Source organism: Achromobacter sp. GbtcB20, from assembly GCF_019091095.1.
Classification (GTDB): domain Bacteria; phylum Pseudomonadota; class Gammaproteobacteria; order Burkholderiales; family Burkholderiaceae_B; genus Achromobacter; species Achromobacter mucicolens.
The window spans coordinates 167,337-191,108 of the sequence record NZ_JAGXJZ010000008.1 but is presented as its reverse complement, the minus strand read 5'-3'; the positions used below and the strand labels follow the sequence as shown (position 1 = coordinate 191,108).

Sequence of the window (23,772 nt, the reverse complement as noted above, 5' to 3'; positions counted from 1 at the left end):
GCCCGCAGGTCACCGCTCGCCGCTCGCAGCGGGTGTGCCTAGCCCTGCAGCTGGCGGTAGACCTCTTGCGACACGCGCTGCAGCTCGTCGCGGCTGACGGCGCCAGAGAGGGCGTAGCCGAACTCGCCTTCGACCCAATAGAACACCCGCACGGGGCCTTCCTGCGTGAACTGGAAGGCAGTCTGTCCGCCGGCGGCTTCGCGGGTGACGTACAGCGTCAGGCGCTGGCCATCGGCCGCGCCATACATGAACTGCGCCACCGGACCGGCGCCGCCCGGCAGCAGCCGCCCGCCGATGAGTTCATAACCCGTTTTCGACAGCGACGGCGCACGCATCGGCGCGCCCATGCGCTTGGTCAGCCACGTCACCAGCGCCTTCTCGTTTTCGCCGCTGACCTCGACGGGCCGGCCCATGTCGGGCGCATACACCGCGTGGGCGATGGCGGCGCGCTGGGCATAGCCGCCTGCAGCCCGCTCCGGGCTGGCGGTGGCCAGCACCGTCTGCAGATGGCGCGCATCCAGGGCGCCGCGCAGCATCCAGGCCGCGCTGGCGCTGACCACGGCAACGGCCACGCTGGCCGCCAACGCGCGCCAGGGCCAGGTCCGTGCCGGCGCGCGCAGGGGCAAGCGCAAGGGAAGGGGTTCGTCCAGCACGGGGTCCAGCAGGGCGTGCAGCGCGCGGCGCTGCGCCTGCCATTCGTCCACCCGGATCTGGTCCTGCGGATGCGCGGCCAGGAATGCGGCCACTTCCGCGCGGCGCGTGGCGGACAACTGGCCGTCGGCATAGCCATGCAGGTCGGCTTCCGTGATGGGCGTGCCCGCGGCGGGAACCGGATGGAGGCGTTTGTCGGTCATGGCATTTCACGCGGGGAGGGAACAGGCCGCAGCCGTCTGGCGGGTTCGCGGCCCTGCATCAGCGCGCCGAGCTTTTCGCGGGCGCGCGAGAGCCGCGACATGACGGTGCCGATCGGCACCGACAGGATGCGTGCGGTCTCCTGGTAGGACAGGTCTTCGACGGCGATCAGCAAGAGGACCTCGCGCTGCTCCGCCGGCAGGGCAAGCAGGCAGCGGTCCAGGTCCCGCACTTCGAGCTGGTCGGTCTGGGTGGCGCGCACTGGCGCATCGGGCAGGTCGCCGGGCGCCGTCTGGTCGCTACGCCGGCCCGCAGCGCGCACGCCGTCGATGAAATGGTTGTGCATGATGCCGAACATCCAGGCACGCAGCTCGCCGCGCTTCTGCCAGCGGGAATAGCGGCTCCATGCGCGCTCCAGCGTGTCCTGCACCAGATCGTCGGCGCGATCCGGGTCGCCCGTCAGCCCGCGCGCATAGCGGCGCAGGCTGGGGATGCAGGCCAGGATCTGGGCTTCGTCTTCGGCGCGCATGGGCTGATCAGGCAGGTGTCCGGATCAGGGTTTGACGACGTGCCAGATTTCCTTGAAGTTGTCGCCAGTCTTGTCGCCCGGCTTGGTGTCCTTGGCGAACAGATACAGCGGCTTGCCCTTGAAGGCCCATTGCTTGCTGCCGTCGTCGCGGGTGATAACCGTCAGGTCGCCCATCGGCTTGGCGTCGGCGGCGGCCATGGCGGGCGGCCAGGCCTTCGCGCATGCGTCGACGCAGACGCTCTTGCCCGCGGAGTCCTTGTCGAAGGTGTACAGCGTCATGCCGGCGCTATTGACCAGGATGCCGTCCTGGGTCTTGACGGCCTGGGCGTGGGCGCCGGCCGAGAACAGGGCGGCGCAGGCGAGAGCCAGGGCCGCGGCGGTGTGTTTGCGCATGGTGTGCCTCGTAGGTGGGGAGGATTGTGGGGGACTGCCCTCTACGGACGCCGGCCGGCGCAGCTTTATTCCGCGGTCCGGAAAAAAAATGTGCCGCAAAGGGCTCAACCACCCGGCCGGACGGCGCCGGGGTCATACCGCATTTCATGTTCCAGCTCGGTCTCCATGACAGGGGTAAAGCCCAACGCCTCGTACAGCCGCCGGGCGGGATTGCCTTTCAGGACGCTCAACGTGACGGGCGCCCCTTCCTGGTCCGCGCGGTCCAGCACGCCGGCCACCAGCCGGCGGCCCAGCCCCTGGCCCTGAAAATCCGGATCGATCTGGATCTGCACGATGCGCCAGCCGGCGGCATCGCGGTAATGCTTGAACAGCCCCGCGGGCCGCCCGCCCAGCCAGACGATCTGGGCGTCATCGAAGTGGTACTGGACGCGCGCCAGGTGCCCGGCATCGTCCAGCGACACGCCTGCACGCTCCAGATGTTCCGTCATGGTGCGCTTGCGCAGGGCCAGCAGGAACGGCACGTCGTCTTCGGTGGCGGGCTGGAGCGCTAGATCGGGAGGCAGGTTCATGTTGCGATGCGGAAAGGACCGTGGAAACGCGCGCGCCGCCGGATGGCGGAGCGGGGTGTCTGAGGTTATAGATCGGAAGTGGGGGGGACGCTAGTGCCTACCCCTTCAACATCCCCAACGGCTCCGGCCCGAAGTGCCGCAGGTTCGGAAACACCGTCCGCAGATCGTCCCGGCTGGCGCCGAACCAGGCGCCCAAATCCGCGCCCAGCTGATCCACCGCTGTCGTGGGCAGCAGGCGGCCGTTGTCGACGAATCCCGGGCCGTTGAGCGCGATCTCCGGGTGGGCGCCGTAGCAGCGCCCGCCGTTGACCGCGCCGCCCATCACGAAGTGGTGCCCGCCCCAGCCGTGGTCCGAGCCGTTGCCGTTGGATCCCAGCGTGCGGCCGAATTCGGAGGCCGTGAAGGTGGTGACCTGATCGGCCACGCCCATGTCCGACAGGGCGTTCTGGAATGCCGCCAGCGCCTGGCCCAGTTCCTTCAGCAACGCCGGGTGCGTGTCGGACAGGCCCGTGTGGTTGTCATAGCCGTTCTGCGAAACGAAGAACACCTGCCGCCGCGCGCCCAGCGTGTCGCGGGCCGCGATGATGCGCGACACGATACGCAACTGCTGCGCGAGCGGCGACGAAAAATCGCCGGGCACGGCGACGTCGGCCAAGGCGGCGCGCAGGCGCGTGTCGGCTGAGATGGACTGGGCGGCGATGCGCGACATCTCGCGTTCCATCAGGTGTTCGCGCGGCTCGGTGATCAGTTCGCGCAGCAGGGCGGTGCAGGCGCTGGAGCCATACATATCGCGGTGCAGCAGGTCGATCTGCGTGGAACCATTGATGCCCACGCGATAGCCCGCCACCTTGCGGCCGGCCAGCAGCACCGTGCTGCCGCCCGCCGTGATGCCGGTGAAGGTGCGGTGTGCGTTCGCGCCCGCGAAAAGATCGGTCAGCCGGCCCGCCCAGCCCGAGGACGCGCCCTCGGGCGCCAGCGCCTGCCAGACCGACTGCTGGTCGTTGTGCGAGAACAGCTTGGGCGGCAGCGGCACGCGCGCGCCGATGTATTCGGCCTTGGTGGTGGGCACGATCAGCGGACCGACGTTCAACAGCGCGGCCAGCTCGCCGCGTTCGTACAGCGGGGCCAGCGGCGCCAGCGCGGGGGCCAGGGCGAACTGCATGCCGCCCTGCGTGTCCGCCTTGCCGCGCAGCACGGTGGCGCGCAGCGCGTCGCGCGCGAGCGCGATGTCGCCGCGCGCGGCGGCGTAGGCGCGATACGACGACGGATCGTAGGGGACGAGCGTGTTGTACGGATCGTTGCCGCCGTACAGGAAGACGCAGACCAGCGCCTTGTATGCGGGCGGGGCGGATTGCGCCGCGGCGGCGCCGATCGCGGCCAGGTTCAGCGCCAGCGGAGCGGCGCCGCGGGTGGCGCCCAGCGCCATGGCGCGCAGGAGAAAGTTGCGGCGGTCGAGGCCTTGGCGGTCTGTCATTTCTGCACCAGGTATTCCGGGGTGGCGGCCACCAGCATGATGGCGGCGCGGACCCGGTCGCGCGGGCGGTCCGGCGGCAACGTGGCCACGGCCTTGGCGATGGCGGCCGCGGTGCGCGCGCTGAAGGCGTCGCCCGCCAGCAGCAGCACCACGCGCGCCACCAGCGCCTCCGGGTCCTTGGCCAGCGCGAGCTCGGGCGTGTAGGCGGTCTGCAGGTCCTCCCAACCGCGGTCCACGTAAATGGCCAGGAAATTCAAATAGCCCGCGATGCTGGTCTCGTCGGTGATCTGCAGCTCCGGCGCAACCAGGTGGCGGCGCGCAAGCTCGGTGACGGGCGGCACGTAGCGGGGCCGGAAGAAGTTGAACACCGACGGCGACCGCATCGGGCTCTGCGCCAGCCGGATCGTGTTGTCGGTGGTGTCGGGCATGGCCCATTCGCCGTTGGTCGAATCCGCCCCGAAGGCGCGGGCCCATCCCGAAAAGCGCAGGATCGGTTCGCGCACCTTGCCCCAATAGGGCGAGCTCAGGTCCGGCTGGCGCGCCTCCGGGTCCAGCAGGATCGCGCGCACCACGGCCTTCAGGTTGCCGCGCTGGCCCTTCCCGTCGTCATTGAACACGGCTGACACGCGGCCCACGTACGCCGGACTGGGATTGCTGGTCACCATGCGCTGGATGAGCTGCATGCCGATGAAGGGCCCCACGTTGGGATGGGCGCTGATGACCTCCATGGCGCGCTTGAGCGACAGGTGGCCATCCGTGCCGGGCGGGATGACCGCGCCCAGGAAGCGCTTCTCCGACATCGAGTGCAGCGCGTTGTTCAGCGCCATGGGGCGGCGGTGAAACTCCACGTCCGTTTCCGGGCCGTTGATATCCCAGCCCGTGAAGACCTTGGCTAGCCCCTGCACGTCGGCATTGGTGTAGGTTTCCACGGGCGCGCCGTTGACGAGCTTGACCGTGCCGTCCTGCTCCAGCGCCAGCAGGCCGATGCTGAACAGCTGCATCACCTCGCGCGCGTAATTTTCGTCGGGATGGCGGCCTGTCCTGGGGTCTTCCTTGCGGTTGCCGCGATGGGTCAGCATGCAGCCCATCGACAGGTTCTGCGTCACCGCGGTCAGCAGGTCCTGGTAATTGCCCAGGGCGTGCTTGGCCAGCAGATCCATGAAACCGGCCGCGCCGAAGAGCGGCCACGACGCCGTGATGGCGGACACGCCGACGACGAAGATCTCCGACAGCGAAAACGCGACCCGCGTGCGTACCTGATCGGGCGCGCTGATGAACTTGCGCCACAGCGTGGATTCCAGCGGCGCATTGATGCCGTTGCCCTTGAAAGCCTCGGTGTTGCGGTTCGTCTGGAGCAGCCAGTCGAAATGCGTCTGCGATGGCGGCATGTCGAGCTGGGCGTCCAGCCAGGCGGCATAGCCGACCCGCACGACGGCGTCGATGTCGGCCGGCGTGGGGCCGAAGGTGGCCTGCGCCAGAAAGCGCGAAGCCTGGCCGGGAGTCGGGGGGGCGGACTGCGGCGCAGCCGCTGACGATGTAGCGGACATGCGCCAAACACCTCGTCGAATGTGAAAACCTACGGTACTAAAAGCCCGCCGGGGCCTTCAATACCGTCATTCGGACGAGGGACTACGCCAAACGCATGAGGCCGGCGATCCCGCGCGCGTCACACGGAGCGCGTGATGCCGCCGTCGATGCGGATGTTCTGGCCGGTGATGTAGGACGATGCGCTCGACGCCAGGAACGCGATCAGGTCCGCCACTTCCTGCGCCGTACCGTAGCGGCCCATCGGGATGCGCACGCGGCGGTCTTCCTTTTCGGGCAGGCTGTCGATGAAGCCCGGGAGCACGTTGTTCATGCGCACGTTGTACTGCGCGTACTCGTCCGTGAACACCTTGGTGAAGGCGGCCAGCCCGGCGCGGAACACGCCCGACGTCGGAAACAGCGCTTCCGGCTCGAAGGTGGCATAGGTGGAGATATTGACGATGGCGCCGGATTGCTGCTGCTTCATCACCGGCGCCACCAGGCGCGTGATGCGCACCACGTTCAGCAGGTAGAACTCCATGCCCAGGTGCCAGTCGTCGTCGCTCAGTTCCAGCAGCGGGCCCTTGGGGCCGTGGCCGGCGCTATTGACCACCGCGTCGACGCGGCCCCACTTTTGCAGGGTGGCGTCCACCAGGCGCGACAGGTCTTCCGGCGAGCGGTTCGACCCGGTGACGCCCAGGCCGCCCAGTTCCTGCGCCAGCGCCGCGCCCTTGCCGGACGACGACAGGATGGCCACGCGGTATCCGTCCGCCGCCAGCTTGCGCGCCGCCGCCGCACCCATGCCGCTGCCGGCCGCCGTGAGGATCGCCACTTTTTCCGTGCTCATGCTCGCTCCAGTCTGGAATTCGGGATCGGCCATTGTAGGGGCGGGCAGGTGCTGCGCGCAGCACCTGCGCGGGGGCGCGTCTACGGTTTGGCGGCCACGCGCCAGACGACATTGCCAACGTCGTCCGCCACCAGCAGGCCGCCCTGCTTGTCGATCGCCACGCCCACCGGCCGGCCCTGCGCCTGGCCGTTCTCGTCCAGAAAGCCGGAGAGTACGTCCCTGGCCGGCCCGCCGGGCTGGTTCTGATCGAAGGGCACGAAGATCACCTTGTAGCCGCTGCGCGGATCGCGGTTCCACGAGCCGTGCTGGCCCACGAACATGCCGTGGTCATAGGGCTCGGGCAATGTGGTCCCGCCCGACCACGCCAGGCCGAGCGATGCGGTGTGCGGGCCCAGCGCGTAATCGGGCACGATGGCCTGCGCGACGAGATCGGGCCGCGGCGGCTGCACGCGCGTATCGACGTGCTGGCCGAAGTAGCTGTACGGCCAGCCATAGAAGCCGCCGTCGCGCACCGAGGTCATGTAGTCCGGCACGAGGTCGCTGCCCAGCTCGTCGCGCTCGTTGACGGCCGTCCACAGCGTCTTGCCGTCCGGCGCCCAGGCCATGCCGACCGGATTGCGCAGCCCCGTGGCGTACAGCCGCTTTTGCAAGCTGGCCACGTCCAGCTCCCAGATGGCGGCGCGGCCTTCCTCGATGTCCATGCCGTTCTCGCCCACGTTGCTGTTGGACCCCACGGACACATACAGGCGGGAACCGTCCGGGCTGGCGATGAGGTTCTTGGTCCAGTGGTGGTTCAGGCCGGCGGGCAGGTCGGTGACCTTGACGGCCGGCGCCGTGCTGCGCGTCTGGCCCGGTTCGAAGGGAAAGCGCACGACGGCGTCGGCATTCGCCACGTACAGCTGGTTGCCGACGAGCGCCATGCCGAACGGCGAATTCAATCCTTCCAGCAGCGTCGTGCGCGTTTCCGCCACGCCGTCGTGATCGGCGTCGCGCAGCAGCGTGATGCGGTTGGCGCTGTCGGTCTTGGCGCCCGCGCGTTTCATCACCAGGCCGGCGGCCCATTGCTTGATGCCGCCCGGCGCGTCTTCGGGCTTGGGCGGCGCGTTGGTCTCGGCGACCAGCACGTCGCCATTGGGCAGCACGTACAGCCAGCGCGGATGATCCAGCCCGGCGGCGAACGCCGTCACGGTCAGGCCGTCCGCGGGCTGCGGCTGCGCGCCCGGCTTCCAGCCCACGGCCTTGGCCGTGTTCACCGTGGGAATGAGCGTGGTGTTGGGGGGCGGCAGCTGAGGCGCGGGCCCCATGCCGGCTTCGACGGGCAGCTTGGCGACCTCGCCGCAGGCGCTGAGCAACGTCAGCGCCAGGGCGGCCGCCAGCGCGAAACGCAGGTTGACCATGATGGGGACTCCAGGGCTTGCAAGTCGCCCCATCATACCCAGGCGGGCTTACTTCACCAGCGTGACCGGCACCTGCGCCAGCTGCACCACCTGATTGGCCACCGAGCCGATCAGGATGTTGGTCAGCTTGCCGTTGCCGCGCGTGCCCATGACGATGCGGGCGCAGCGGTGGTCCTGCGCATAGCCGGCGATTTCGGCGGGCGCGTTGCCAAAGATCACGTGGCTGACGTAGTCCACGCCGGCCGTGTCCAGCAGCTTGCGCGCGGCTTCGGTGGCTTCGCGGCCTTCGCGGGCGTAAAAATCGTCGATCATGTCCTGCGTGATCAGGCGCGACAACCCGGCGCGCCCGCGCGGCGGCGTCTGGATGTTGATGAGGTGGATGCGCGCGGATGTTGCGCCCTGCGCCAGGCGGCGGGCATAGTCGACGGCGCGGTCCGCGTTGTCGGAGCCGTCGACGGGAACGAGAATGTTCAGCATGGAGGCTCCTTACTTGACCAGCGTGACGGGCAGTTCGGTCAGGGACAGCACGCCCGTGGCGACCGACCCCATGAAAAGCGCCGACACCGAACCCAGGCCGCGCGTCCCCATGAAGATCTCGTGGGCGCCGGTTTCATCGGCCACGCGCGTAATGGTCTCGGCAGCCGCGCCGGCCTCGATGTGTACGTCGAACGGCACGCCGGCCTGCGTCAGCAGCGCGCTGGCGGCCTGCACGGCGGCCTCGCCTTCCTCGTGGTGATAGGCATCGATCTCTTCCTGCGACAGGCCGCTGCCGAACGCGCCGGCTTTCAAGGGCATCTGGACCGTGAGCAGGTCCACGCGTTCGACCGGGTCGTAGCGGCGCGCATCGAGCAGCGCCTTGACCGCGTTCAGGGAAGTTTCCGAACCATCGACGGGGATCAGGATGCGTTTCATGGCGTCTCCTTGCGGGCCGTGGGGGCGTGCGTTCCACTGTATCTCACATTCGCCCCGCCGGCGCCTCCCGGCGCTGCGGCAGATCAAGCGGGGCGCAGTCCCCGCCACGCGTCGGGCACGGTGCCGGCCGGCATGGGCGTACCCAGCAGGCGGCTTGCCAGCTGCGCCAGCGCGTCGGCGTCCCCCGTGGTCTGCAACTGCAGGGCGCCCGGACCTTGGGTCGCCAGCAAGCCGCGTTCATGCAGCTGGTGGCGCAGCCAGCGCGCCACCGGGGCACCGGTCTCCAACAGCGGCACGCCGGAGCCGGCGGCATCCTGGATCACGTCGCGCAGGAAGGGAAAGTGCGTGCAGCCCAACACCAGCACGTCCGCCCCGGCCTCGCGCAGTTCGGCGACCGGCCCGCGCACGGCCTCGGCGGCTTCGGGGCCCGAGAGCACGCCTTGCTCGACCAGCCGCACCCATTGCGGGCAGGGCCGTAGCACGATGCGCACCTCGGGCGCCTCGCGTTGTACCAGCGCGGCGAATTTGGGGCTGGCCAGCGTCCCGGTCGTGGCGAAGACGCCCACCACGCCCGTGTGCGTCAGGTGCGCGGCGGGCTTGATGGCCGGTTCGACGCCGATGATGATGAGATCCGGATGGCGCTTGCGCAGCAGCGCGATGGCCGCGGCCGTGGCGGTGTTGCAGGCCACCACCATGGCGCGGGCGCGCTGCGACACGAAGTAGTCGGCGATGGCGCAGGCGCGTTGCTCGACGAAGGCCTGGGTCTTTTCCCCGTAGGGCACATGGGCGGAGTCCGCGACGTAGCGCAGCGGCTCGTGGGGCAGCAGGTCGCGGATGGCCCGGACGACGCTCAGCCCGCCGACGCCGGAGTCGTACACGCCGATGGGAGATTCGGAAAGCATGGAAAGCCGTGGGTCATTGCAGGATGCGGTGGCGGCAAGTGTAGCGCCGGGGCAGGGGTGGCCAAAGGGGCGGACCATAGGCGGCCCCGCGTCAGGGGCTCTCGCCCGCCCCGGGTTCGTCGCGCTGGCGCCGCGCTTCGTCGATCAGCTTGCGGGCGGCGCCGGACAGGGGCGCGTCGCGCCAGATCAGGTTCAGCGGCGCGCGCAGCGTCGCCGGATGGGTGACGCTGACATACACCACGCCCTCGATGTTCACGCGTCGCAGCGACGCGGGCACCAGCGACACGCCCAGTCCCGCGGCGACGAAACTCAGGGTGGACAGCATGCGTGGCGCTTCCTGCGTGACGCGGGGGCTGAAACCTTCGGCGCGGCATGCGCTGATGATGGCGTCGTACAGCCCCGGGCCGCTGTGACGCCGGTACAGGATCAGCGATTCGTCCGCCAGCTCCGACAGCGAGATGCGCTTGCGCGCGCGGCCCCTGACGGCCGGGTGGTCGGCCGGAAAGGCCGCCAGCACGGCTTCCTCGAGCACGGTTTCCATTTGCACGCCGGGGTCCGCGCCATGCGCGCCGCGGATGAACGCGACATCGATGCGCCCCTCGGCGACCGCCTCGCGCAGCTCGCCCGTGCTGCTTTCTTCGAGCACCAGATGCACGTGCGGCGCGCTTTCGCGGAAACGCCGGATGACCGACGGCACGAACGGATGAAACGCCGCCGAGCCCGTGAATCCCACCGTCAAGCGGCCCGCCTCGCCCTGCGACACGCGCCGCACGCCGTCCACGGCCTGGTCCACCAGGGCGATGATGTTGCGCGCGTCTTCCAGCAGCGCGCGCCCGCTTTCGGTGAGCTCCATGCCGCGCGGCAGCCGGTGAAAGAGCGTCACGCCCAGCTCCGCCTCCAGCACGCGGATCTGCTGGCTGAGCGGCGGCTGGCGGATGCCCAGCCGGGCCGCCGCCTTGGTCAGATGGGATTCCTCGGCGACGGCCAGGAAGTACCGCAACAGCCGCAAATCAACGCTTGCCATATTCTGTAGATATGAGTATTTGACGAGTCATATATTAGACATTATCTGACGCGAGGAGTAGCCTGCAATCTCGTGATCCACCCCTGGCGCGTTCCCCGCGCCAGCTCCCTTAGCCGGTTCCGCGCCGGCCACAACAATGACGAACGCAGCACTCTCCACCGACGAGGCCGATTTACGGCCTCCCCCCACTTGCGGCCAGCTGTTCCACGGTTTTCTGATGCTCGGCCTGACCGCCTTCGGCGGCGCCTTGCCCCTGGCGCGGCGCATGGTCGTCGAAAAGCACCGCTGGCTGACCGGCGCCGAGTTCACCGAACTGCTGGGCCTGTGCCAATTCTTGCCGGGCGGCAACATCATCAACCTGTCCGTCGCCCTGGGCATGAAATTCCGCGGCCCGCGCGGCGCGTTCGCCGCGCTGATGGGCCTGATCCTCGCGCCGTCCATCATCGTCGTCATGCTAGGCATGGTCTATGACCGTTTCCAGAACGATCCCGACATCCAGCATCTGTTCGCCGGCCTGGCGGCGGCCGCCGCCGGGCTGCTGATCTCCATGGCGGTCAAGATCGGCATGCCGGTCGTCAAGCGCCGCGACTGGCTTGCGGGTGTGGTCGCCACCGCCTGTTTCATCGCCATCGCCGTCCTGCGCATCCCGCTTCTGCCCATGATGCTGGTGCTGACGCCGCTCAGCATCCTGATGGTCTGGAGGCAACGCCGATGATCCATACCCTTGTCGCCCTTGTCCTCATTTTTTCCGAACTGTCCGTGCTGGCCTTCGGCGGAGGCAACACCATCCTGCCCGAGATGCAGCGCCAGGTCGTCGAGGTCCACGGCTGGATGACGGCCGCCGACTTCTCCGCGCTCTTTGCGCTGGGCCAGGCTGCGCCGGGGCCCAACCTGATGGTCGTCACGCTGGTCGGCTGGCACGTCGCCGGCCTGCCGGGCCTGCTGGCCACGACCATCGCCAAGTTCGGCCCGTCGTCGCTCATCACCGTCTTCGCGCTGGGCCTCTGGGAAAAATTCAAGGACCGCCCGTGGCGCGGCGTCATCCAGGCGGGCATCTTCCCCATGACCGTGGGGCTGGTCGCCGCCAGCGCCTCGCTCATCACCGAGGCGTCCGTGCACACCTGGCTGCTGGGCGCGATCACCGCCGTCGTCGCCATCCTGGGTAGCGGCACGCGCATACATCCGCTGTGGCTGCTGTTCGGCGGCGCGCTGGCCGGTTTGCTGGGTATCGGTTAGCGTAGGGACCTATCGCGGGACTGCCACGGGCAACACGCCCCGGCCCCGCGGCGCAGACAGGAGCCCGCCATGCAGCCGCTCAAAGATGACAGCGCCGGAAACGCCTCGAATGCCGACCGGCTGCCGTTCTTCCATGCCCATCGCCGGCTGATGCTGTGCGCCGGCCTGCTGCTCGCGGTCGCGGGCGGGCTGTACGCAGCCGGCCTGCCGCCCAGTCTAGCCATCCTGCTGGGCTTTGACGCCGGGGCGCTGATCTTCCTGATCCTGACCGCCCGTGTGTTCGGACGCACCAGCGCCGCCGCCATGCGCCGGCACGCCCGCCAGCACGACGTCGGGCGCGGCGGCGTCCTCTGGAGCAGCGTCGCGCTGTCCTGCATGGTGCTGGTCGCGTTGTGGGTGGAAATGCGCGCGCAAAACAATGTGGGCGCGGTGCTCGACATGCTGGCCGCGGCGGTGACCATCGTGCTGTCGTGGCTCTACATGAACATGATCTTCGCGCTGCACTATGCCCACGGGTACTACGGCCATGAGAACGCCATGCACAAGGGCCTGGATTTTCCGGGCACGGACGAGCCCGACTACTGGGACTTCGCGTATTTCTCGCTGGTGCTGGGCATGACCTTCCAGGTGTCGGACGTGCAGATCGTCAACCGCCGGCTTCGCCGCATGGCGATGACGCACGGCGTCATCGCGTTCTTCTTCAACGTGTTCATCATCGCGATCAGCGTGAACGTGGCGGCGGGGCGGGCGTAGGATCGAGGGGTGCTGCGTCCTGCCCCGGAATCTGGCGGCGCTTATCCCACACAAACGCCGCGGCCTGCGCCATCGCGGCCACCAGTCCAATTGCCCAAATTGCACCGGCGCCAAGGATGGCGGCGCCCAGCCCGCTGCCCACCGAAAAGCCGAAATACATCGTCGACGTATTCAACGCCAGTGCAACCGGCGCCTGTCCCGGGGCCCCCGCGCCGATAAGGCGTGCCATCTGCGCGGGAAAGAATGACCAGACTGTGAAGCCCCACAGGAACACGGCGATCAACACGGGGGCTCGCGCGGCGGACGCAGGCAGCGCCGTTGCCAGCGACAATCCCAGGAACGCCAGTCCCAGCATGGTCAGCGACACCTGTACCACGCGATTTGCGCCCAGCCTGTCGGTCAGCGCACCGCCCGTTGTCACGCCGAGCGCGGCCGCCACGCCCCAGAGCGATATCGTCGCGCTGATGGCGGCGTCTCGAAATCCCAGCACGCTTGCCAAGTACGGTGCGAGGAACGGGTATGCCGTGAACGCGCCAATCGCCCAGAAAAGGCTGACCGACAGCAATCGCAGTATCGACGGTTGGCGCACGACTGCAAGACGCTGCCGAAACGTTGCGACCGCAATACCTGTTCCTGCATCGGCGGCGATGCCCACCCCGATGCCGGCGATGGCCACCAGGCTCATCACCGCGACGATGGAGAATGTGGCGCGCCAGCCCAGAAAGTGACCGGCCACCGCGCCCAGCGGCAGGCCTAGCGCAATGGCCAACGTCATGCCGGCGCTGACGATGGCCAGCGCCTTGCCCCGCCTTTCAGGCGCTACGATTACGCCGGCCAGCGCATTTGCGCCGGGCACGTACAAGCCAGCTGCCACCGCCATGACGATCCGCGCCGTCATCAGCGTCCAGAAGGTGGGCGACCAGGCAGCAAGCACGTTGCCCAGAGCGAACAATCCCATGGCGAGCTGCAGGGCCGCGCGGCGATTCCAACGTGCGGTCAGGACGGTCATGATGGGCGAGCTGACCGCCAGCGTCAGCGTGAACACCACGATGAGCGACGCCATCTGCGGGACCGTCATACGGAAATCCGCCGCCATCGTCGGCAAAAGCGGTGCAATCATGAAACCTTCCGTGCCGATGGCGAAGGTGCCGAGCGCCAGAAAGCCGGCCGGCAGCAGTTCTGCGCTGCGGCTCGCTGCCGCGGCTGTGCCCGCCGGCCCGGAGCTTGCGATATCCAATTTTGTTGTCATGGGATCTTTCCAGAGGGGGCGGCGCCCACGGGGGCGCCGCGTGCCGGCCGCGTCAGACCGGAATCGGTTCGTCCACCAGGCTTTGGTTGAACGCATGCACGAAGGCGTGCTCATTCGACCCAGGGTTGTCGCGCAGCGGGCGAATGGCCTGGACCAGCACCTCCGGCGCGTCGGACCCCAGCCCTTGCATCGTCTCGGCGATGAACGCATCCAGCGGCATGGCGCGCGGATCGCCGCTTTTCTTGATGAGGTCCGTATCGACCCACGGCGGCGCAATTTCCTGCACCGTCACGCGGGTGTCGCGCAGCATGAACCGTTGCGACAGCGCGTAGGAATGCAGCGCAGCCTTGGAGGCGGAATACACCGCGTTCGAGGCGATCGGCACGTACGCGAGGATCGACGTGTTGTGGATGATCGTCGCGCGCGGCTGGGCCTTCAGATGCTCGATGAGGGCGGACGTGAGGCGGATCGGCCCCAGCAGGTTTGTGTCCAGGATCCGTTGCGACACGGCGTCGTCGATCGTGGACGAGGGGTCGTCGAACGGCATGATGCCGGCGTTGTTGATCAGTACGTTGAGCGTCGGGTATTTTGCGATCAGCGTCTTGGCGACGCGTTCGATGTCCTGGGCGTTGGAGATATCCAGGGCGATGCCTTCGATGCCCGGATGCGCTGCGGCGATGTCGTCCAGCAGCGCCTGCCGGCGGCCGGCGACGATGACCTTGTTGCCCAGGTCGTGAAGGGCGACGGCCAGTGCGCGGCCGATGCCGGAGGTGCCGCCGGTGATGAAGATGGTGTTTTGGGTCAGTTGCATGTGCGTGCCTCGGTGGAGTGGATGAGCGTCTGCAATCAGTGCAGATCGCGGTTCAGGCACTATGCGGCAGATCGTGAATGTCTCAAATGTCAATAAAGCGTCGATTTAAGACATAAGGTTCTGCGAGGCTTGGTCCAGCCTGGCGGCCGGACTGAAAAGCTTCCCGTGGAATGGGGCGGTTGTCGCCTTAGAAACGATTCGCTCATTGACGTCTGCCGATGGCTTTAATAGCCTATATCCGTCATTTCCTGTCACGGATACGCTCATGCGCCAGATCGGCCTCATTCTCGAAGACGGTTTCCAGGTGATGGGCCTGGCCGCGCTGGCGGCCTTCGAGTTCGCCAACATCGCGCTGGAGCGCGACGGGTACCGCGTGACCATCCTGTCGGAAGGCGGCGGCATCATCCGCTCGACCATGAACGCGGGCATCGAGACAGTTGCCCTGGGTGTCATGCCCGACACCCTGATCGTGGCGGGCGAACTGATGCCCCGGCCTGTCACGCCGGGCCTGGCGCGCTATGTGGCGCGCGCCGCCACCGAAGCGCGGCGTGTCGCGGGCGTGTGCACGGGCGCCTTTGTTCTGGCCGAGGCCGGTCTCTTGAACGGCCGCGCGGCCACCACCCATTGGGCGCATGCGCGCACTCTTCAGGACCGTTTTCCCGAGGTGCGCGTCGACCCCGACCGCATTTTCGTGCGTGACGGCAACATCTGGACGTCCGCCGGCATGTCGGCCGCCATCGATCTCGCCCTGGCGCTGATCGAAGACGACCACGGCGCGGCGCTAGCCCGCGATGTGGCACGGCGGCTGGTCGTCTATCACCGGCGCCCGGGCGGCCAATCCCAGTTTTCCGCCTTGCTGGAACTGGAACCGCGTTCCGACCGGATCCAACGGGCGCTGGTCTATGCCAAGGAACACCTGCGAAATCCCTTGACGGTGGACGAACTGGCCGAGGCGGCACGCCTGTCGCCGCGGCAGTTCAGCCGCGTGTTCCGCGAGGAGACCGGGCATTCCCCGGCCAAGGTGGTGGAGCTGCTGCGGCTGGAAGCGGCCCGCGCCATGCTCGAAGCCGGGCGGCATTCGCTGGACATCGTGGCGCGGGACACCGGCTTTGCCGACCGCAACCGCATGCGGCGGGCGTTCCTGCGAGCCTATGGCCAGCCGCCCAGCGGGGTGCGGCGCGCCGGACGCATCACCGCGCCTGAAGCCGCGCCGGCACTGTGAAACTGTCATTGCGTTGAATGCGCGAGCGCCGTAGCGCAATGTCGCTGACTCCCGGATCGTTGTGATCTAACATGCGCCATTCCCGCAAGCCGCGCATGCGGTATTCACGTTCACCCGGTTGCCTTGCACTCACCATCACCCACGACGCGTCCTCTCGATTGGCTGAATTTTTTCGTGGCCGATGTGCGGGATGGACTTGGGCCTTACCTGGCAATCTACCTGCTCGCCGTCCACCATTGGCGGCCTGACAGCATCGGGCTTGTCATGACGATCTCCGGGCTGGCCGCGCTGGCGGCGCAGACGCCGGCGGGCGCGCTGGTGGATCGTGCGTCGAACAAGCGTGCGCTGCTGATCGCCGCCGCCGTGCTGGTGACGGTGGCGTGCATGGCCGTCCTGGCCAGCCCGAACTTCGCCTGGGTCACGCTGACGCAGGCGGTCGCGGGCGTTGCGTCGTCGGTCTTCGCACCCGCCATCGCGGGCATCACGCTCGGCCTGACCACGGCCCACGCCTTCACGGCGCGCATCGCGCGCAACGAATCGTTCAATCACGCCGGCAACGGATTCGCGGCGCTGCTGGCGGGCGGACTGGCGTACGTCTGGGGGCCGGTCGCGGTGTTCTACCTGATGGCAGCGATGGCGCTGGCCAGCCTGGCGGCCACCCTGCGCATCCCCGCGCATATCGACCCGGACAAGGCGCGCGGGCTGGCCGAGCGCGCCAATGCGGGGGCGCATGCGCAGCCCGTGCCGCTGCGCCAGTTGCTGTCGAACCGGCCGCTCCTGCTGCTGGCCTTGAGCTGCGCGCTGTTTCACCTGGCCAATGCGGCCATGCTGCCGCTGGTCGGGCAAAAGCTCGCCCTGGCAAACCCGGCGCTCGCCACGCCGCTGACCGCCGTCTGCATCGTCGCGGCGCAGTTCGTGATGATTCCCGCCGCGATGGCCGTCGGGCGGTACGCAGACCAATGGGGACGCAAGCCGCTGCTGCTGATCGGGTTTCTCATCCTGCCGCTGCGTGGCGTGCTGTACACGTTTTCCGACGACACCGCGTGGCTGGTGGGCGTGCAGTTGCTCGACGGCATTGGCGCGGGCATCTTCGGCGCCGTCCTGCCCTTGATGGTGCTGGACCTGACGCAGGGCACGGGCCGCTTCAACGCCAGCCTGGGCGCCGTCACCACAGTGTTCGGCATCGGGGCCGCGCTGAGCAACGGGCTGGCTGGCGTGATCGTGCAGCACGCGGGTTACAGTGCAGCGTTTCTTGCGCTGGCCGGCATTGCCGCGCTGGCCTGCGTGACCCTGCTGGTCTTGCCGGAGACGCGCGCGTCCGCCGCATCGGCCCCCGCGCCGGCTTCCTCTTCCCTTCCTTGATGCATTCCTGAACGCATGTCGCTATCCAATGCCGTGATCTGGTTGATTGCCGCCGCGACCACCATGGCCATTCTCTTTCGTCCCTGGCGGCTGCCCGAGTACGTGTGGGCAACGGCCGGCGCGGTCGCCTTGGTGGTGCTAGGCTTGCTGCCCGCGCGGCAGGCCGGCGGCGCCATTCTGGAAGGCACCGACGTCTATCTGTTCCTGATCGGCATGATGCTGGTGGCGGAGGTCGCCCGGCAGGCAGGCCTGTTCGACTGGGTGGCTGTGCTGGCGGCCGACCACGCCGCCGGGTCGGCGCGGCGGCTGTTCGACCTGGTGTTCCTGGTGGGCACCGGGGTCACCGTGCTGCTGTCCAACGACGCCACGGCCGTCGTGCTGACGCCTGCCGTCTACGCGGTGACGCGTGTCGTCGGCGCGCCGCCGTTGCCGTATCTGTACGTCTGCGCCTTCATCGCCAACGCGGCCAGCTTCGTGCTGCCGATCTCGAATCCGGCCAACCTGGTCGTTTTCGGCGACCGCATGCCTGCGTTGGGGCCGTGGCTGGCGCACTTTGCCCTGCCGTCCGCCCTGGCCATCGGCGCCACCTACGTGACGTTGCGGCTGGTGTTTCGCCACGACCTGCGCCAGCCCTTGAAGCCGTCGCCGCCGCTGCCGCCCATGACCTTGCCGCTGCGCATGGCCGCGCTGGGCGTGGCCATCACCGCGGGCACGCTGCTCATCACCTCGGCGCTTGGCCAGCGTCTGGGCCTGCCCACGCTGATCGCCGGCTGCGTGTCGGCGGCGCTGGTGCTGGCGGTCACGCGATCCAGCCCGATTCGCCTCATCAAAGGGGTGGCGTGGGGCGTGCTGCCGTTGGTGGCGGGGCTTTTCGTGCTGGTCGAGGGCATGGCCGCGAGCGGCGTGCTGCAAGACCTGGCGAACCTGATGCGCAGCCTGTCCGCGGACGCGGCGCTATGGGCGGGCGGCGTGGGCGCCGCGCTGTCGGGCAACGTCATCAACAATCTGCCGGCCGGGCTGATGGCGGGCACGCTGGCGCGCATGGCCGACCTGCCCAGCACCGCCACCGCGGCGCTGCTGATCGGGATCGACCTGGGCCCCAACCTGTCCGTCAGCGGATCGCTTGCGACCCTGCTGTGGCTGCTGGCCGTGCGCCGCGAGGGCATGCACATCAGCGCGCTCAGTTTCCTGCGGCTGGGCATCGTGGTCATGCCGCCGGCGCTGATCCTGGCGCTGGGCGCGCTGCACGTGTTCAGCTGACACCGCGCAGGCGCGCGCCCATTTCAGAATGTCCCGCGCACCGTCAGGGTGGCGTTGCGCGGATCGCCGTAGAAGCTGCCCCAGCCCGGCGCGCCGATGGTCTGGTAGTAGGTCTTGTCGAAGATGTTGTTCACGTTCAACGCGGCCGACCAGTTCTTGTTGATCTGATACCCCACGCGCGCATTCCACACCGCGTAAGCCCCTTGCGAGACGCGCACCGAGCGCGTTTCCGTGTAGCTGCCCGTCTGGTAGTTCACGCCCGCGCCCAGCGACCACGCCGACAGTTCGCCCGGCAGCCGGTAGTCGGACCACAGGCGCAGGATGTGCTTGGGCGTGACCGTGCGGGCGAAGTTGGTGTTGGTGACCTGCGTGTCGTCCAGGAACTTCAGCGTATTGAAGGTGTAGCCCGCGAACAGCTGCCAGCCCGGCGCCACTTCGCCGCTGATCTCGGCGTCCAGGCCCTGGCTGCGCACCTTGCCGCTCGACAGGTAGCAGATGTCGCCCGTCGCGCACACGCTGGTCAGATCCTCTTGCGCGCGGTTCTTCTGATCGACGCGAAAGAGCGCGATGGACGTGTTTACGCGGCCGTCCATCAGCTCGCCCTTAAGGCCGATCTCGTAGTTCTTGCCCACAATGGGATCTAGCACCTTGCCGGATGCGTCCACCGCATTCTGAGGCTCGAAGATCTGCGCGTAGCTGACGTAGCCGGACCATTGGGGATTGAACGCGTAGATCAGGCCGCCGTAGGGGGTGACGACGCCGTTGTCCTTGTACGGATCGACGTATTGCTCGCCGCTGTCGCGATAGCGGCTGGTGTTTTCGTACCAGCTCACCCGCGCGCCCGCCACCAGCGTCAGCGGGTCGGCCAGGCTGAAGCGGCCGACGCCGTAGACGCCCGTCTGCTTCATCTTCACGATCGTGGCCGCGCTGCGGTAGGCGTTATCGCGCATCCAGTCATCGGTGGGCTCCGGCACATGATGATCCGGGTTCCACACGTTCACGGCGCGATTCAGGCGATTCAACGCAAAATCGTTCTTGCTGGTGAGCTCGTTGATGCTGGCGCCGACGCTCACCGAATGCTTGCGGCCCAGCGCGTCGAAGGCGCCGTCCACGTCCAGATTCAACGCCTTGTTGCGCGTGGACATGTCGAACAGGCCCGCGTACAGCATGGGACCCAGGCCCGTCTCCGGGTTCACGGCGCCTTCCGTGAACGCGTACTTCGAGTCGTTGGATTCCTGCGAGGACGTGCCCGTCAGCTTGAACGACCAGTCCTTGTTGAAGCGGTGCGCCAGTTCGGCAAAGACGGTGGTCTGCTTGCCATTCCAGCGGTTCCAGTCCTGGCCCAGCGAGGTCGACCGCTTCAGGCCGATGTCGTCGCCATTGCTGTAGTGGGGCAGGCCGTGGAAGAAGGGGGTGGAACGCAGTTCCTCGTAGCTGACGCCGCCGGTCAGCGTGGTGTCCGGGCTGAAGTCATAGTTGAGCACGCCGTACAGCACGCCGGTGCGGCTTTGCGCTTCGTCGTAGAAGTAGTCACGGTCGTTGTAGCTGGCCACGCCGCGGGCGCGCAGGGTGCCGGCCTCGTTCAGCGGCGCGCTGGCGTCGATGTCGGCGCGGTAGTTGTTCCACGAGCCGCCGCTGGCCAGCATCTGCACCTGGGGCTCGGCGAGCGGGCGCTTGCGCACCAGGTTGACGGCCGCGCTGGGCGAGCCGGCGCCTTGCAACAGGCCCGTGGCGCCGCGGATGATTTCCACGCGGTCCAGCGTCACGGTCTCGGTGGTGAAGCTGTTGGCCTGGGGGTAGTAGAACGCGCGGTTCACGCCGTCGAACTGATAGCTGTCCACGCGAAAACCGCGCGAATACACGTAGCTGCCGCCCATTGGGCTCTTGTAGAGCGTCATACCGGTGTTGTTGGCCAGCACGTCGTCCAGCGTGTTGGCGTTCTGGTCGTCCATGCGCTGGCGCGTGACCACGCTGACCGACTGCGGAATTTCCTTGAGCGTCTGGCGGCCCTTGCCGATGGTCACCACGCGGCTCGTGTAGCTGCCCGTGCCCTCGGTGACCGGATCGTCGGTCATGCCGGTCACGGTCACCGGCGCCAGCGTGGACACCCCCGGCGCGTCCTGCGGCACGCGCCGCAATTGATAGCCTTCGCCGTTGGCGTTGGCCACTGCCTGCAGGCCCGTGCCCGCAAGCAGCCGGGCGAGTCCCTGCTCGGGCGTGTACCGGCCCGTCAATCCCTGCGTCCGCACGCCGCGCGTCAGCGCTGGCGAGGCCGCCACCGTGACCTTGGCAGCAACGCCAAACTGACCCAGCGCCACGTCCAGCGTGGCGGGTGCGATGGCGAAGGCAATCTCGCCGGCGGGCGCGGCCTGCGCCCACGACGCGGCCGGGGCGGCCAGCGAGGCGGCTGCCGTCAGGGCAAGGTGGACGGCAAGGCGCAAACGCATGCGCGGTGACGATGACAAGGCAAGGGGAGAGCGGGACTGGCGTCGTGCCATGACTGGAGTTTCCTGATTCGTCGATTGAAAAGCGCGGCCCTCGGGCGCCTCGGGGCCTTCTCTTCGTCTAACGAACCAGAAATGAAAATCTGCGGCGCGGTTACAAAATAGTCGGAATGGGCGGGGTGGGGGCCTGCGGTGACCGGCTGGCTCACGCCCGGCCCACGGTGACCCAGTAGCGCGTGCGATAGCGCAGCCTCAGGTCCAGCACGCTGGCCAGCACCTCCAGCGCCTTGTCCGTGTCGTCGATACGGAATGCGCCCGTGACCTCCCGGTGTGCCACGTCGGCGTCGCAGCGCACGATGCCCGCGCGGTAGCGGCCCAGCTCTTGCACGAACCGGTCCAGCCGCATGCGGTTCGCCACCAGCATGCCTTCGGTCCAGGCCGGCGCCGCGCCGTCCACCGCGGTCACTGGCGACAGGGCGTTGCGGTCGAATTCGGCTTGCTCGCCCGCATGCACCACCCGGGGCGGCTGCACGCGCGAGTCCGGCTCCACGCGCACCGCGCCTTCAAAGACCGCGACGTGCGTGGCCCCTTGGCCATCGTCCTGTTGCCGCACCGAAAAGCGGGTGCCCAGCGGCGTCAGCAGGCCATTGGGTGTGCTGACGGCAAACGGCCGGCCCGCGTCGTCGTGGCCCGTGGCGATCAGAATTTCGCCGCTGCGCAGTGTGATCCGGCGTTGCCGCGCGTCGTAGCGCATCGCCACGGCGGAATCGGTGTTCAGCGTCAGCACGGTGCCGTCGGGCAAGCGCACGACGCGCTGCTCGCCCGTAGCGGTCCGGTACACGGTGCTGCCGTCCCACACGCCTTCGCGCGCGCCCAACCAGCCCATGGCGCCCAGACCGACGCCGGCCGCCATCCACTTCAGCGCGCCGCGGCGCGAACGCTGGTCGCAATAGCGCAAGATCGTCTGGCCCGCGGCGGCGCCGGCCAGGTTGGCGGAGGTGGCGGATTTCAGGTCCTGGCTGATGCCCTGCAGGCGCTGCCAGGCGAGTTCGTGGCGCGCGTCGGCCTCGCGCCATTGCGTACAGGCGGCTTGCGTGGCGGCGTCGGGCGCATCCCCGGTGCGCATCATCCACTGCGCCGCCTGCCGGATGATGTCCGGGTGCACCCGTTCGGCGGGGGCAGCGCTCATGCGTACAGCGCCGCGTAGCAGTGTTCCCACGCCTTGATCATGTCGCGCTGCACGGCCGCCACCGAAATGCCCAGCTCGCGGGCGACGTCCAGATAGGGCAGGCCTTCCACCTGCGCCAGCACGAAAACCCGGCGCACGCGCGCTGGCAACTGCTCCATCATGCGGCAGACGGCGTCCAGCGCCTCGACCACTAGCGCATGCGTCTCGGGGCTGGGCTCGACCGCTTCGCTGCGCGCGGCAAGCGTCTCAAGATAAGCCTGCTCGATCGCCCGCCGCCGCGACTGGTCGATCAACAGGCGCTTGGCCACCGTGGTCAAAAAACCGCGCGGCTCGGCAAACGCGGCGCGCGATTCGCTGCGCATGACGCGTTCGAACGTGTCGTGGGCCAGATCGGCGGCGTTGTCGGCATTGCCGGCAAGCCGTCGGCGCAGCATCTGCACGAGCCAGCCGTGGTGCTCGCGGTACAGGCTGACGAATTCGGCGGAGGACGCAAAGTGGGCGGGCGGCACGGGTCGGCTTGGCAGATGCTAATGGGAATGATTGCTAATTGTAGCCAATCAGCGGCGCGCGGCGAATACTTTTCACGCGCCGTTGCGGTCCCGCCCGCCGTGGTCCGCGATTGCGGGCCCATGCAGCCGCCAGGTTCATGCGGCGCCCGCTCCGGGGGCCGCAGACCTTTCATCGTTGTCCGTATGCCTTCAAATCGCGCCCAATCGCCACAGCGACGTCGTCTCCCGGGACCGCGCCGCATGCAGCGGATCGTTCGCGTCCCGCGCCTTGCCGTGGATCGGCCGCGTGTCCAGTTTTTCGATCACGCGCAGGCCGGCGGCCTCGATCATCGCGAGCAGTTGCTCGCGTGTGCGGAGCCCCAGATGTTCGGCCAGATCCGACAGGATCAGCCATCCTTCGCCGTTCGGCGTCAGATGGTCCTTCAATCCATTCAGGAAGCCACGCAGCATGCGGCTGTCCGGGTCGTACACGGCATGTTCCAGCGGCGAGCTGGGCCGCGCGGGCAGCCAGGGCGGGTTGCAGACGATGAGCGACACGCGGCCTTCGGGGAAGAGGTCGGTCTGTTCGACCTCGACCTGCCCGGACAATCCCAGGCGTTCCAGGTTCTCGCGCGCGCAGGCAATCGCGCGGGGATCCATGTCGGTGGCGATGACGCGTTTGCCACCGCGGCGGGCGATGACGGCGGCGAGCACGCCCGTGCCCGTGCCGATATCGAAGGCCACGCTGCCGCGCGGCATCGGCGTGTTGGCGACCAGGTCCACGTATTCGCCGCGCACCGGCGAGAACACGCCGTAGTGCGGGTGGATGCGGTTGTTCAGGGCGGGAATCTCCACGCCCTTCCTGCGCCACTCGTAGGCGCCGATCAGGCCCAGCAGTTCGCGCAGCGACGCGACGTAGGGCGTATCGCCCGGCACGTTCGCGGCTTCGCAGGCCAGATGCGCGTCGGGCGCGCGGCGCAGGGGGATGGTATGACCGGCGTCGAAGGGAATCAGCAGCATGCCCAGGATGCGGGCACGCTGCGATTGGACCTGACGATGCTGGTTGAAGGCCTCAAGTTGGGTTTCCACCGGTTTGCGCGGACGCTTGTCGACGCGGCGGGTGATGGCCTGCAACAGCTGGCGCGCGTTCTGGAAGTCGCCGCGCCACAGCAGGCCCACGCCTTCGCACGCGTGGCGGTAAGCCATGTCCGCGGTCAGGGTGTCGTCGGCGACGATGACACGCTTGGGCGGCGTGGCGCCGGTTTCCGAGTGCCAGCGCGCCGAGCGGGCGACGCCGTTTTCTTCCCAGTGCAGTTCGGGCGCGTTCAAGAGGTC

Annotated in this window: 24 protein-coding genes; 6 read left to right on the top strand and 18 right to left on the bottom strand. The window is 68.3% G+C overall.

Features of this window, described 5'->3' with window-relative positions:
* Positions 1-38: 38 nt before the first annotated feature.
* The 12 genes from KVT32_RS13370 to KVT32_RS13315 all read right to left on the bottom strand — a co-directional run bounded on the left by KVT32_RS13370 (position 39) and on the right by KVT32_RS13315 (position 10,423).
* Positions 39-854 carry an anti-sigma factor gene (locus KVT32_RS13370; protein WP_175155149.1) on the bottom strand — a complete coding sequence of 272 codons (816 nt, stop codon included), beginning with the start codon at positions 852-854 and terminating at the stop codon, positions 39-41.
* Entirely contained in the window at positions 851-1,381 is a 531-nt protein-coding gene (locus tag KVT32_RS13365) for an RNA polymerase sigma factor (RefSeq protein WP_062838788.1), read from the bottom strand. The genes KVT32_RS13370 and KVT32_RS13365 overlap by 4 nt, the downstream gene beginning before the upstream one ends.
* Before the next feature lie 24 nt (positions 1,382-1,405).
* Positions 1,406-1,774: a hypothetical protein gene (locus tag KVT32_RS13360; protein WP_056326478.1), complete on the bottom strand. Its 369-nt coding sequence runs from the start codon at positions 1,772-1,774 to the stop codon at positions 1,406-1,408.
* Between the two features lie 104 nt (positions 1,775-1,878).
* Positions 1,879-2,343 (bottom strand): GNAT family N-acetyltransferase, encoded by a 465-nt coding sequence (locus KVT32_RS13355; protein ID WP_217618358.1) that lies wholly within the window; start codon positions 2,341-2,343, stop codon positions 1,879-1,881.
* A gap of 97 nt (positions 2,344-2,440) precedes the next feature.
* Complete coding sequence (locus tag KVT32_RS13350) at positions 2,441-3,817, bottom strand: DUF1501 domain-containing protein (protein WP_217618357.1); 1,377 nt, start codon at positions 3,815-3,817, stop codon at positions 2,441-2,443.
* Positions 3,814-5,364, bottom strand: coding sequence for a DUF1800 family protein (locus tag KVT32_RS13345; protein WP_217618356.1), 1,551 nt, complete (start codon positions 5,362-5,364; stop codon positions 3,814-3,816). Before KVT32_RS13345 ends, KVT32_RS13350 begins: the two co-directional genes overlap by 4 nt.
* A gap of 119 nt (positions 5,365-5,483) precedes the next feature.
* The gene (locus KVT32_RS13340) at positions 5,484-6,188 is read right to left on the bottom strand and encodes an SDR family oxidoreductase (protein ID WP_062838720.1); all 705 of its coding nucleotides are present in this window, start codon (positions 6,186-6,188) and stop codon (positions 5,484-5,486) included.
* A gap of 80 nt (positions 6,189-6,268) precedes the next feature.
* Positions 6,269-7,585, bottom strand: a complete 1,317-nt coding sequence (locus KVT32_RS13335) for a sorbosone dehydrogenase family protein (protein ID WP_217618355.1) — start codon at positions 7,583-7,585, stop codon at positions 6,269-6,271.
* Between the two features lie 48 nt (positions 7,586-7,633).
* The gene (locus KVT32_RS13330; RefSeq protein ID WP_142053724.1) at positions 7,634-8,062 is read right to left on the bottom strand and encodes a universal stress protein; all 429 of its coding nucleotides are present in this window, start codon (positions 8,060-8,062) and stop codon (positions 7,634-7,636) included.
* A 9-nt stretch (positions 8,063-8,071) separates the two neighbouring features.
* Complete coding sequence (locus tag KVT32_RS13325) at positions 8,072-8,497, bottom strand: universal stress protein (RefSeq protein WP_152382338.1); 426 nt, start codon at positions 8,495-8,497, stop codon at positions 8,072-8,074.
* Between the two features lie 83 nt (positions 8,498-8,580).
* Complete coding sequence (gene murI / locus KVT32_RS13320) at positions 8,581-9,399, bottom strand: glutamate racemase (protein WP_217618354.1); 819 nt, start codon at positions 9,397-9,399, stop codon at positions 8,581-8,583.
* Between the two features lie 91 nt (positions 9,400-9,490).
* Positions 9,491-10,423: a LysR family transcriptional regulator gene (locus tag KVT32_RS13315; protein ID WP_217618353.1), complete on the bottom strand. Its 933-nt coding sequence runs from the start codon at positions 10,421-10,423 to the stop codon at positions 9,491-9,493.
* Positions 10,424-10,559: 136 nt separating this feature from the next.
* On the opposite strand from KVT32_RS13315, the gene KVT32_RS13310 reads away from it, so the two are divergent.
* From KVT32_RS13310 to KVT32_RS13300, 3 genes are all read left to right on the top strand, one after another.
* Positions 10,560-11,138 carry a chromate transporter gene (locus KVT32_RS13310; protein WP_217618352.1) on the top strand — a complete coding sequence of 193 codons (579 nt, stop codon included), beginning with the start codon at positions 10,560-10,562 and terminating at the stop codon, positions 11,136-11,138.
* Positions 11,135-11,659, top strand: a complete 525-nt coding sequence (locus KVT32_RS13305; protein ID WP_056326514.1) for a chromate transporter — start codon at positions 11,135-11,137, stop codon at positions 11,657-11,659. Before KVT32_RS13310 ends, KVT32_RS13305 begins: the two co-directional genes overlap by 4 nt.
* A gap of 69 nt (positions 11,660-11,728) precedes the next feature.
* Positions 11,729-12,412, top strand: coding sequence for a DUF1345 domain-containing protein (locus tag KVT32_RS13300; RefSeq protein ID WP_152382334.1), 684 nt, complete (start codon positions 11,729-11,731; stop codon positions 12,410-12,412).
* On the opposite strand, the gene KVT32_RS13295 is transcribed toward KVT32_RS13300, so the two are convergent.
* Both KVT32_RS13295 and KVT32_RS13290 read right to left on the bottom strand, forming a co-directional pair.
* On the bottom strand, positions 12,381-13,661 hold the full coding sequence (locus KVT32_RS13295) for an MFS transporter (RefSeq protein WP_217618351.1): 1,281 nt from the start codon (positions 13,659-13,661) through the stop codon (positions 12,381-12,383). The two genes, KVT32_RS13300 and KVT32_RS13295, sit on opposite strands and share 32 nt — an antisense overlap.
* A 52-nt stretch (positions 13,662-13,713) precedes the next feature.
* On the bottom strand, positions 13,714-14,472 hold the full coding sequence (locus KVT32_RS13290) for an SDR family oxidoreductase (RefSeq protein WP_175155141.1): 759 nt from the start codon (positions 14,470-14,472) through the stop codon (positions 13,714-13,716).
* A 265-nt stretch (positions 14,473-14,737) separates the two neighbouring features.
* On the opposite strand from KVT32_RS13290, the gene KVT32_RS13285 reads away from it, so the two are divergent.
* From KVT32_RS13285 to KVT32_RS13275, 3 genes are all read left to right on the top strand, one after another.
* Positions 14,738-15,694: a GlxA family transcriptional regulator gene (locus tag KVT32_RS13285; RefSeq protein WP_217618350.1), complete on the top strand. Its 957-nt coding sequence runs from the start codon at positions 14,738-14,740 to the stop codon at positions 15,692-15,694.
* A 174-nt stretch (positions 15,695-15,868) separates the two neighbouring features.
* Positions 15,869-17,056, top strand: a complete 1,188-nt coding sequence (locus KVT32_RS13280; protein ID WP_254607086.1) for an MFS transporter — start codon at positions 15,869-15,871, stop codon at positions 17,054-17,056.
* 15 nt (positions 17,057-17,071) lie between these two features.
* Positions 17,072-18,316 (top strand): arsenic transporter, encoded by a 1,245-nt coding sequence (locus KVT32_RS13275; RefSeq protein ID WP_217618349.1) that lies wholly within the window; start codon positions 17,072-17,074, stop codon positions 18,314-18,316.
* A 23-nt stretch (positions 18,317-18,339) separates the two neighbouring features.
* Here KVT32_RS13275 and KVT32_RS13270 read toward each other — a convergent pair whose 3' ends face one another.
* The 4 genes from KVT32_RS13270 to KVT32_RS13255 form a co-directional block, all read right to left on the bottom strand.
* Positions 18,340-20,814 carry a TonB-dependent siderophore receptor gene (locus tag KVT32_RS13270; RefSeq protein ID WP_217618348.1) on the bottom strand — a complete coding sequence of 825 codons (2,475 nt, stop codon included), beginning with the start codon at positions 20,812-20,814 and terminating at the stop codon, positions 18,340-18,342.
* 151 nt (positions 20,815-20,965) lie between these two features.
* Complete coding sequence (locus KVT32_RS13265; protein ID WP_217618347.1) at positions 20,966-21,949, bottom strand: FecR domain-containing protein; 984 nt, start codon at positions 21,947-21,949, stop codon at positions 20,966-20,968.
* Positions 21,946-22,458, bottom strand: coding sequence for a sigma-70 family RNA polymerase sigma factor (locus KVT32_RS13260; RefSeq protein WP_217618346.1), 513 nt, complete (start codon positions 22,456-22,458; stop codon positions 21,946-21,948). Before KVT32_RS13260 ends, KVT32_RS13265 begins: the two co-directional genes overlap by 4 nt.
* A gap of 189 nt (positions 22,459-22,647) precedes the next feature.
* The gene (locus KVT32_RS13255) at positions 22,648-23,766 is read right to left on the bottom strand and encodes a class I SAM-dependent methyltransferase (RefSeq protein WP_217618345.1); all 1,119 of its coding nucleotides are present in this window, start codon (positions 23,764-23,766) and stop codon (positions 22,648-22,650) included.
* Positions 23,767-23,772 lie beyond the last annotated feature (6 nt).

Excerpts from the sequence above, each read along its gene's own strand:
- KVT32_RS13325 (WP_152382338.1), bottom strand. The coding sequence starts at position 8,497 with ATGAAACGCATCCTGATCCCCGTCGATGGTTCGGAAACTTCCCTGAAC.
- KVT32_RS13300 (WP_152382334.1), top strand. The coding sequence starts at position 11,729 with ATGCAGCCGCTCAAAGATGACAGCGCCGGAAACGCCTCGAATGCCGAC.
- KVT32_RS13370 (WP_175155149.1), bottom strand. The coding sequence starts at position 854 with ATGACCGACAAACGCCTCCATCCGGTTCCCGCCGCGGGCACGCCCATC.
- KVT32_RS13315 (WP_217618353.1), bottom strand. The coding sequence starts at position 10,423 with ATGGCAAGCGTTGATTTGCGGCTGTTGCGGTACTTCCTGGCCGTCGCC.
- KVT32_RS13355 (WP_217618358.1), bottom strand. The coding sequence starts at position 2,343 with ATGAACCTGCCTCCCGATCTAGCGCTCCAGCCCGCCACCGAAGACGAC.
- KVT32_RS13350 (WP_217618357.1), bottom strand. The coding sequence starts at position 3,817 with ATGACAGACCGCCAAGGCCTCGACCGCCGCAACTTTCTCCTGCGCGCC.
- KVT32_RS13335 (WP_217618355.1), bottom strand. The coding sequence starts at position 7,585 with ATGGTCAACCTGCGTTTCGCGCTGGCGGCCGCCCTGGCGCTGACGTTG.
- KVT32_RS13275 (WP_217618349.1), top strand. The coding sequence starts at position 17,072 with ATGTCGCTATCCAATGCCGTGATCTGGTTGATTGCCGCCGCGACCACC.
- KVT32_RS13365 (WP_062838788.1), bottom strand. The coding sequence starts at position 1,381 with ATGCGCGCCGAAGACGAAGCCCAGATCCTGGCCTGCATCCCCAGCCTG.
- KVT32_RS13305 (WP_056326514.1), top strand. The coding sequence starts at position 11,135 with ATGATCCATACCCTTGTCGCCCTTGTCCTCATTTTTTCCGAACTGTCC.
- KVT32_RS13360 (WP_056326478.1), bottom strand. The coding sequence starts at position 1,774 with ATGCGCAAACACACCGCCGCGGCCCTGGCTCTCGCCTGCGCCGCCCTG.
- KVT32_RS13290 (WP_175155141.1), bottom strand. The coding sequence starts at position 14,472 with ATGCAACTGACCCAAAACACCATCTTCATCACCGGCGGCACCTCCGGC.
- KVT32_RS13270 (WP_217618348.1), bottom strand. The coding sequence starts at position 20,814 with ATGGCACGACGCCAGTCCCGCTCTCCCCTTGCCTTGTCATCGTCACCG.
- KVT32_RS13265 (WP_217618347.1), bottom strand. The coding sequence starts at position 21,949 with ATGAGCGCTGCCCCCGCCGAACGGGTGCACCCGGACATCATCCGGCAG.
- KVT32_RS13340 (WP_062838720.1), bottom strand. The coding sequence starts at position 6,188 with ATGAGCACGGAAAAAGTGGCGATCCTCACGGCGGCCGGCAGCGGCATG.
- KVT32_RS13345 (WP_217618356.1), bottom strand. The coding sequence starts at position 5,364 with ATGTCCGCTACATCGTCAGCGGCTGCGCCGCAGTCCGCCCCCCCGACT.
- KVT32_RS13285 (WP_217618350.1), top strand. The coding sequence starts at position 14,738 with ATGCGCCAGATCGGCCTCATTCTCGAAGACGGTTTCCAGGTGATGGGC.
- KVT32_RS13330 (WP_142053724.1), bottom strand. The coding sequence starts at position 8,062 with ATGCTGAACATTCTCGTTCCCGTCGACGGCTCCGACAACGCGGACCGC.
- KVT32_RS13295 (WP_217618351.1), bottom strand. The coding sequence starts at position 13,661 with ATGACAACAAAATTGGATATCGCAAGCTCCGGGCCGGCGGGCACAGCC.
- murI (WP_217618354.1), bottom strand. The coding sequence starts at position 9,399 with ATGCTTTCCGAATCTCCCATCGGCGTGTACGACTCCGGCGTCGGCGGG.
- KVT32_RS13310 (WP_217618352.1), top strand. The coding sequence starts at position 10,560 with ATGACGAACGCAGCACTCTCCACCGACGAGGCCGATTTACGGCCTCCC.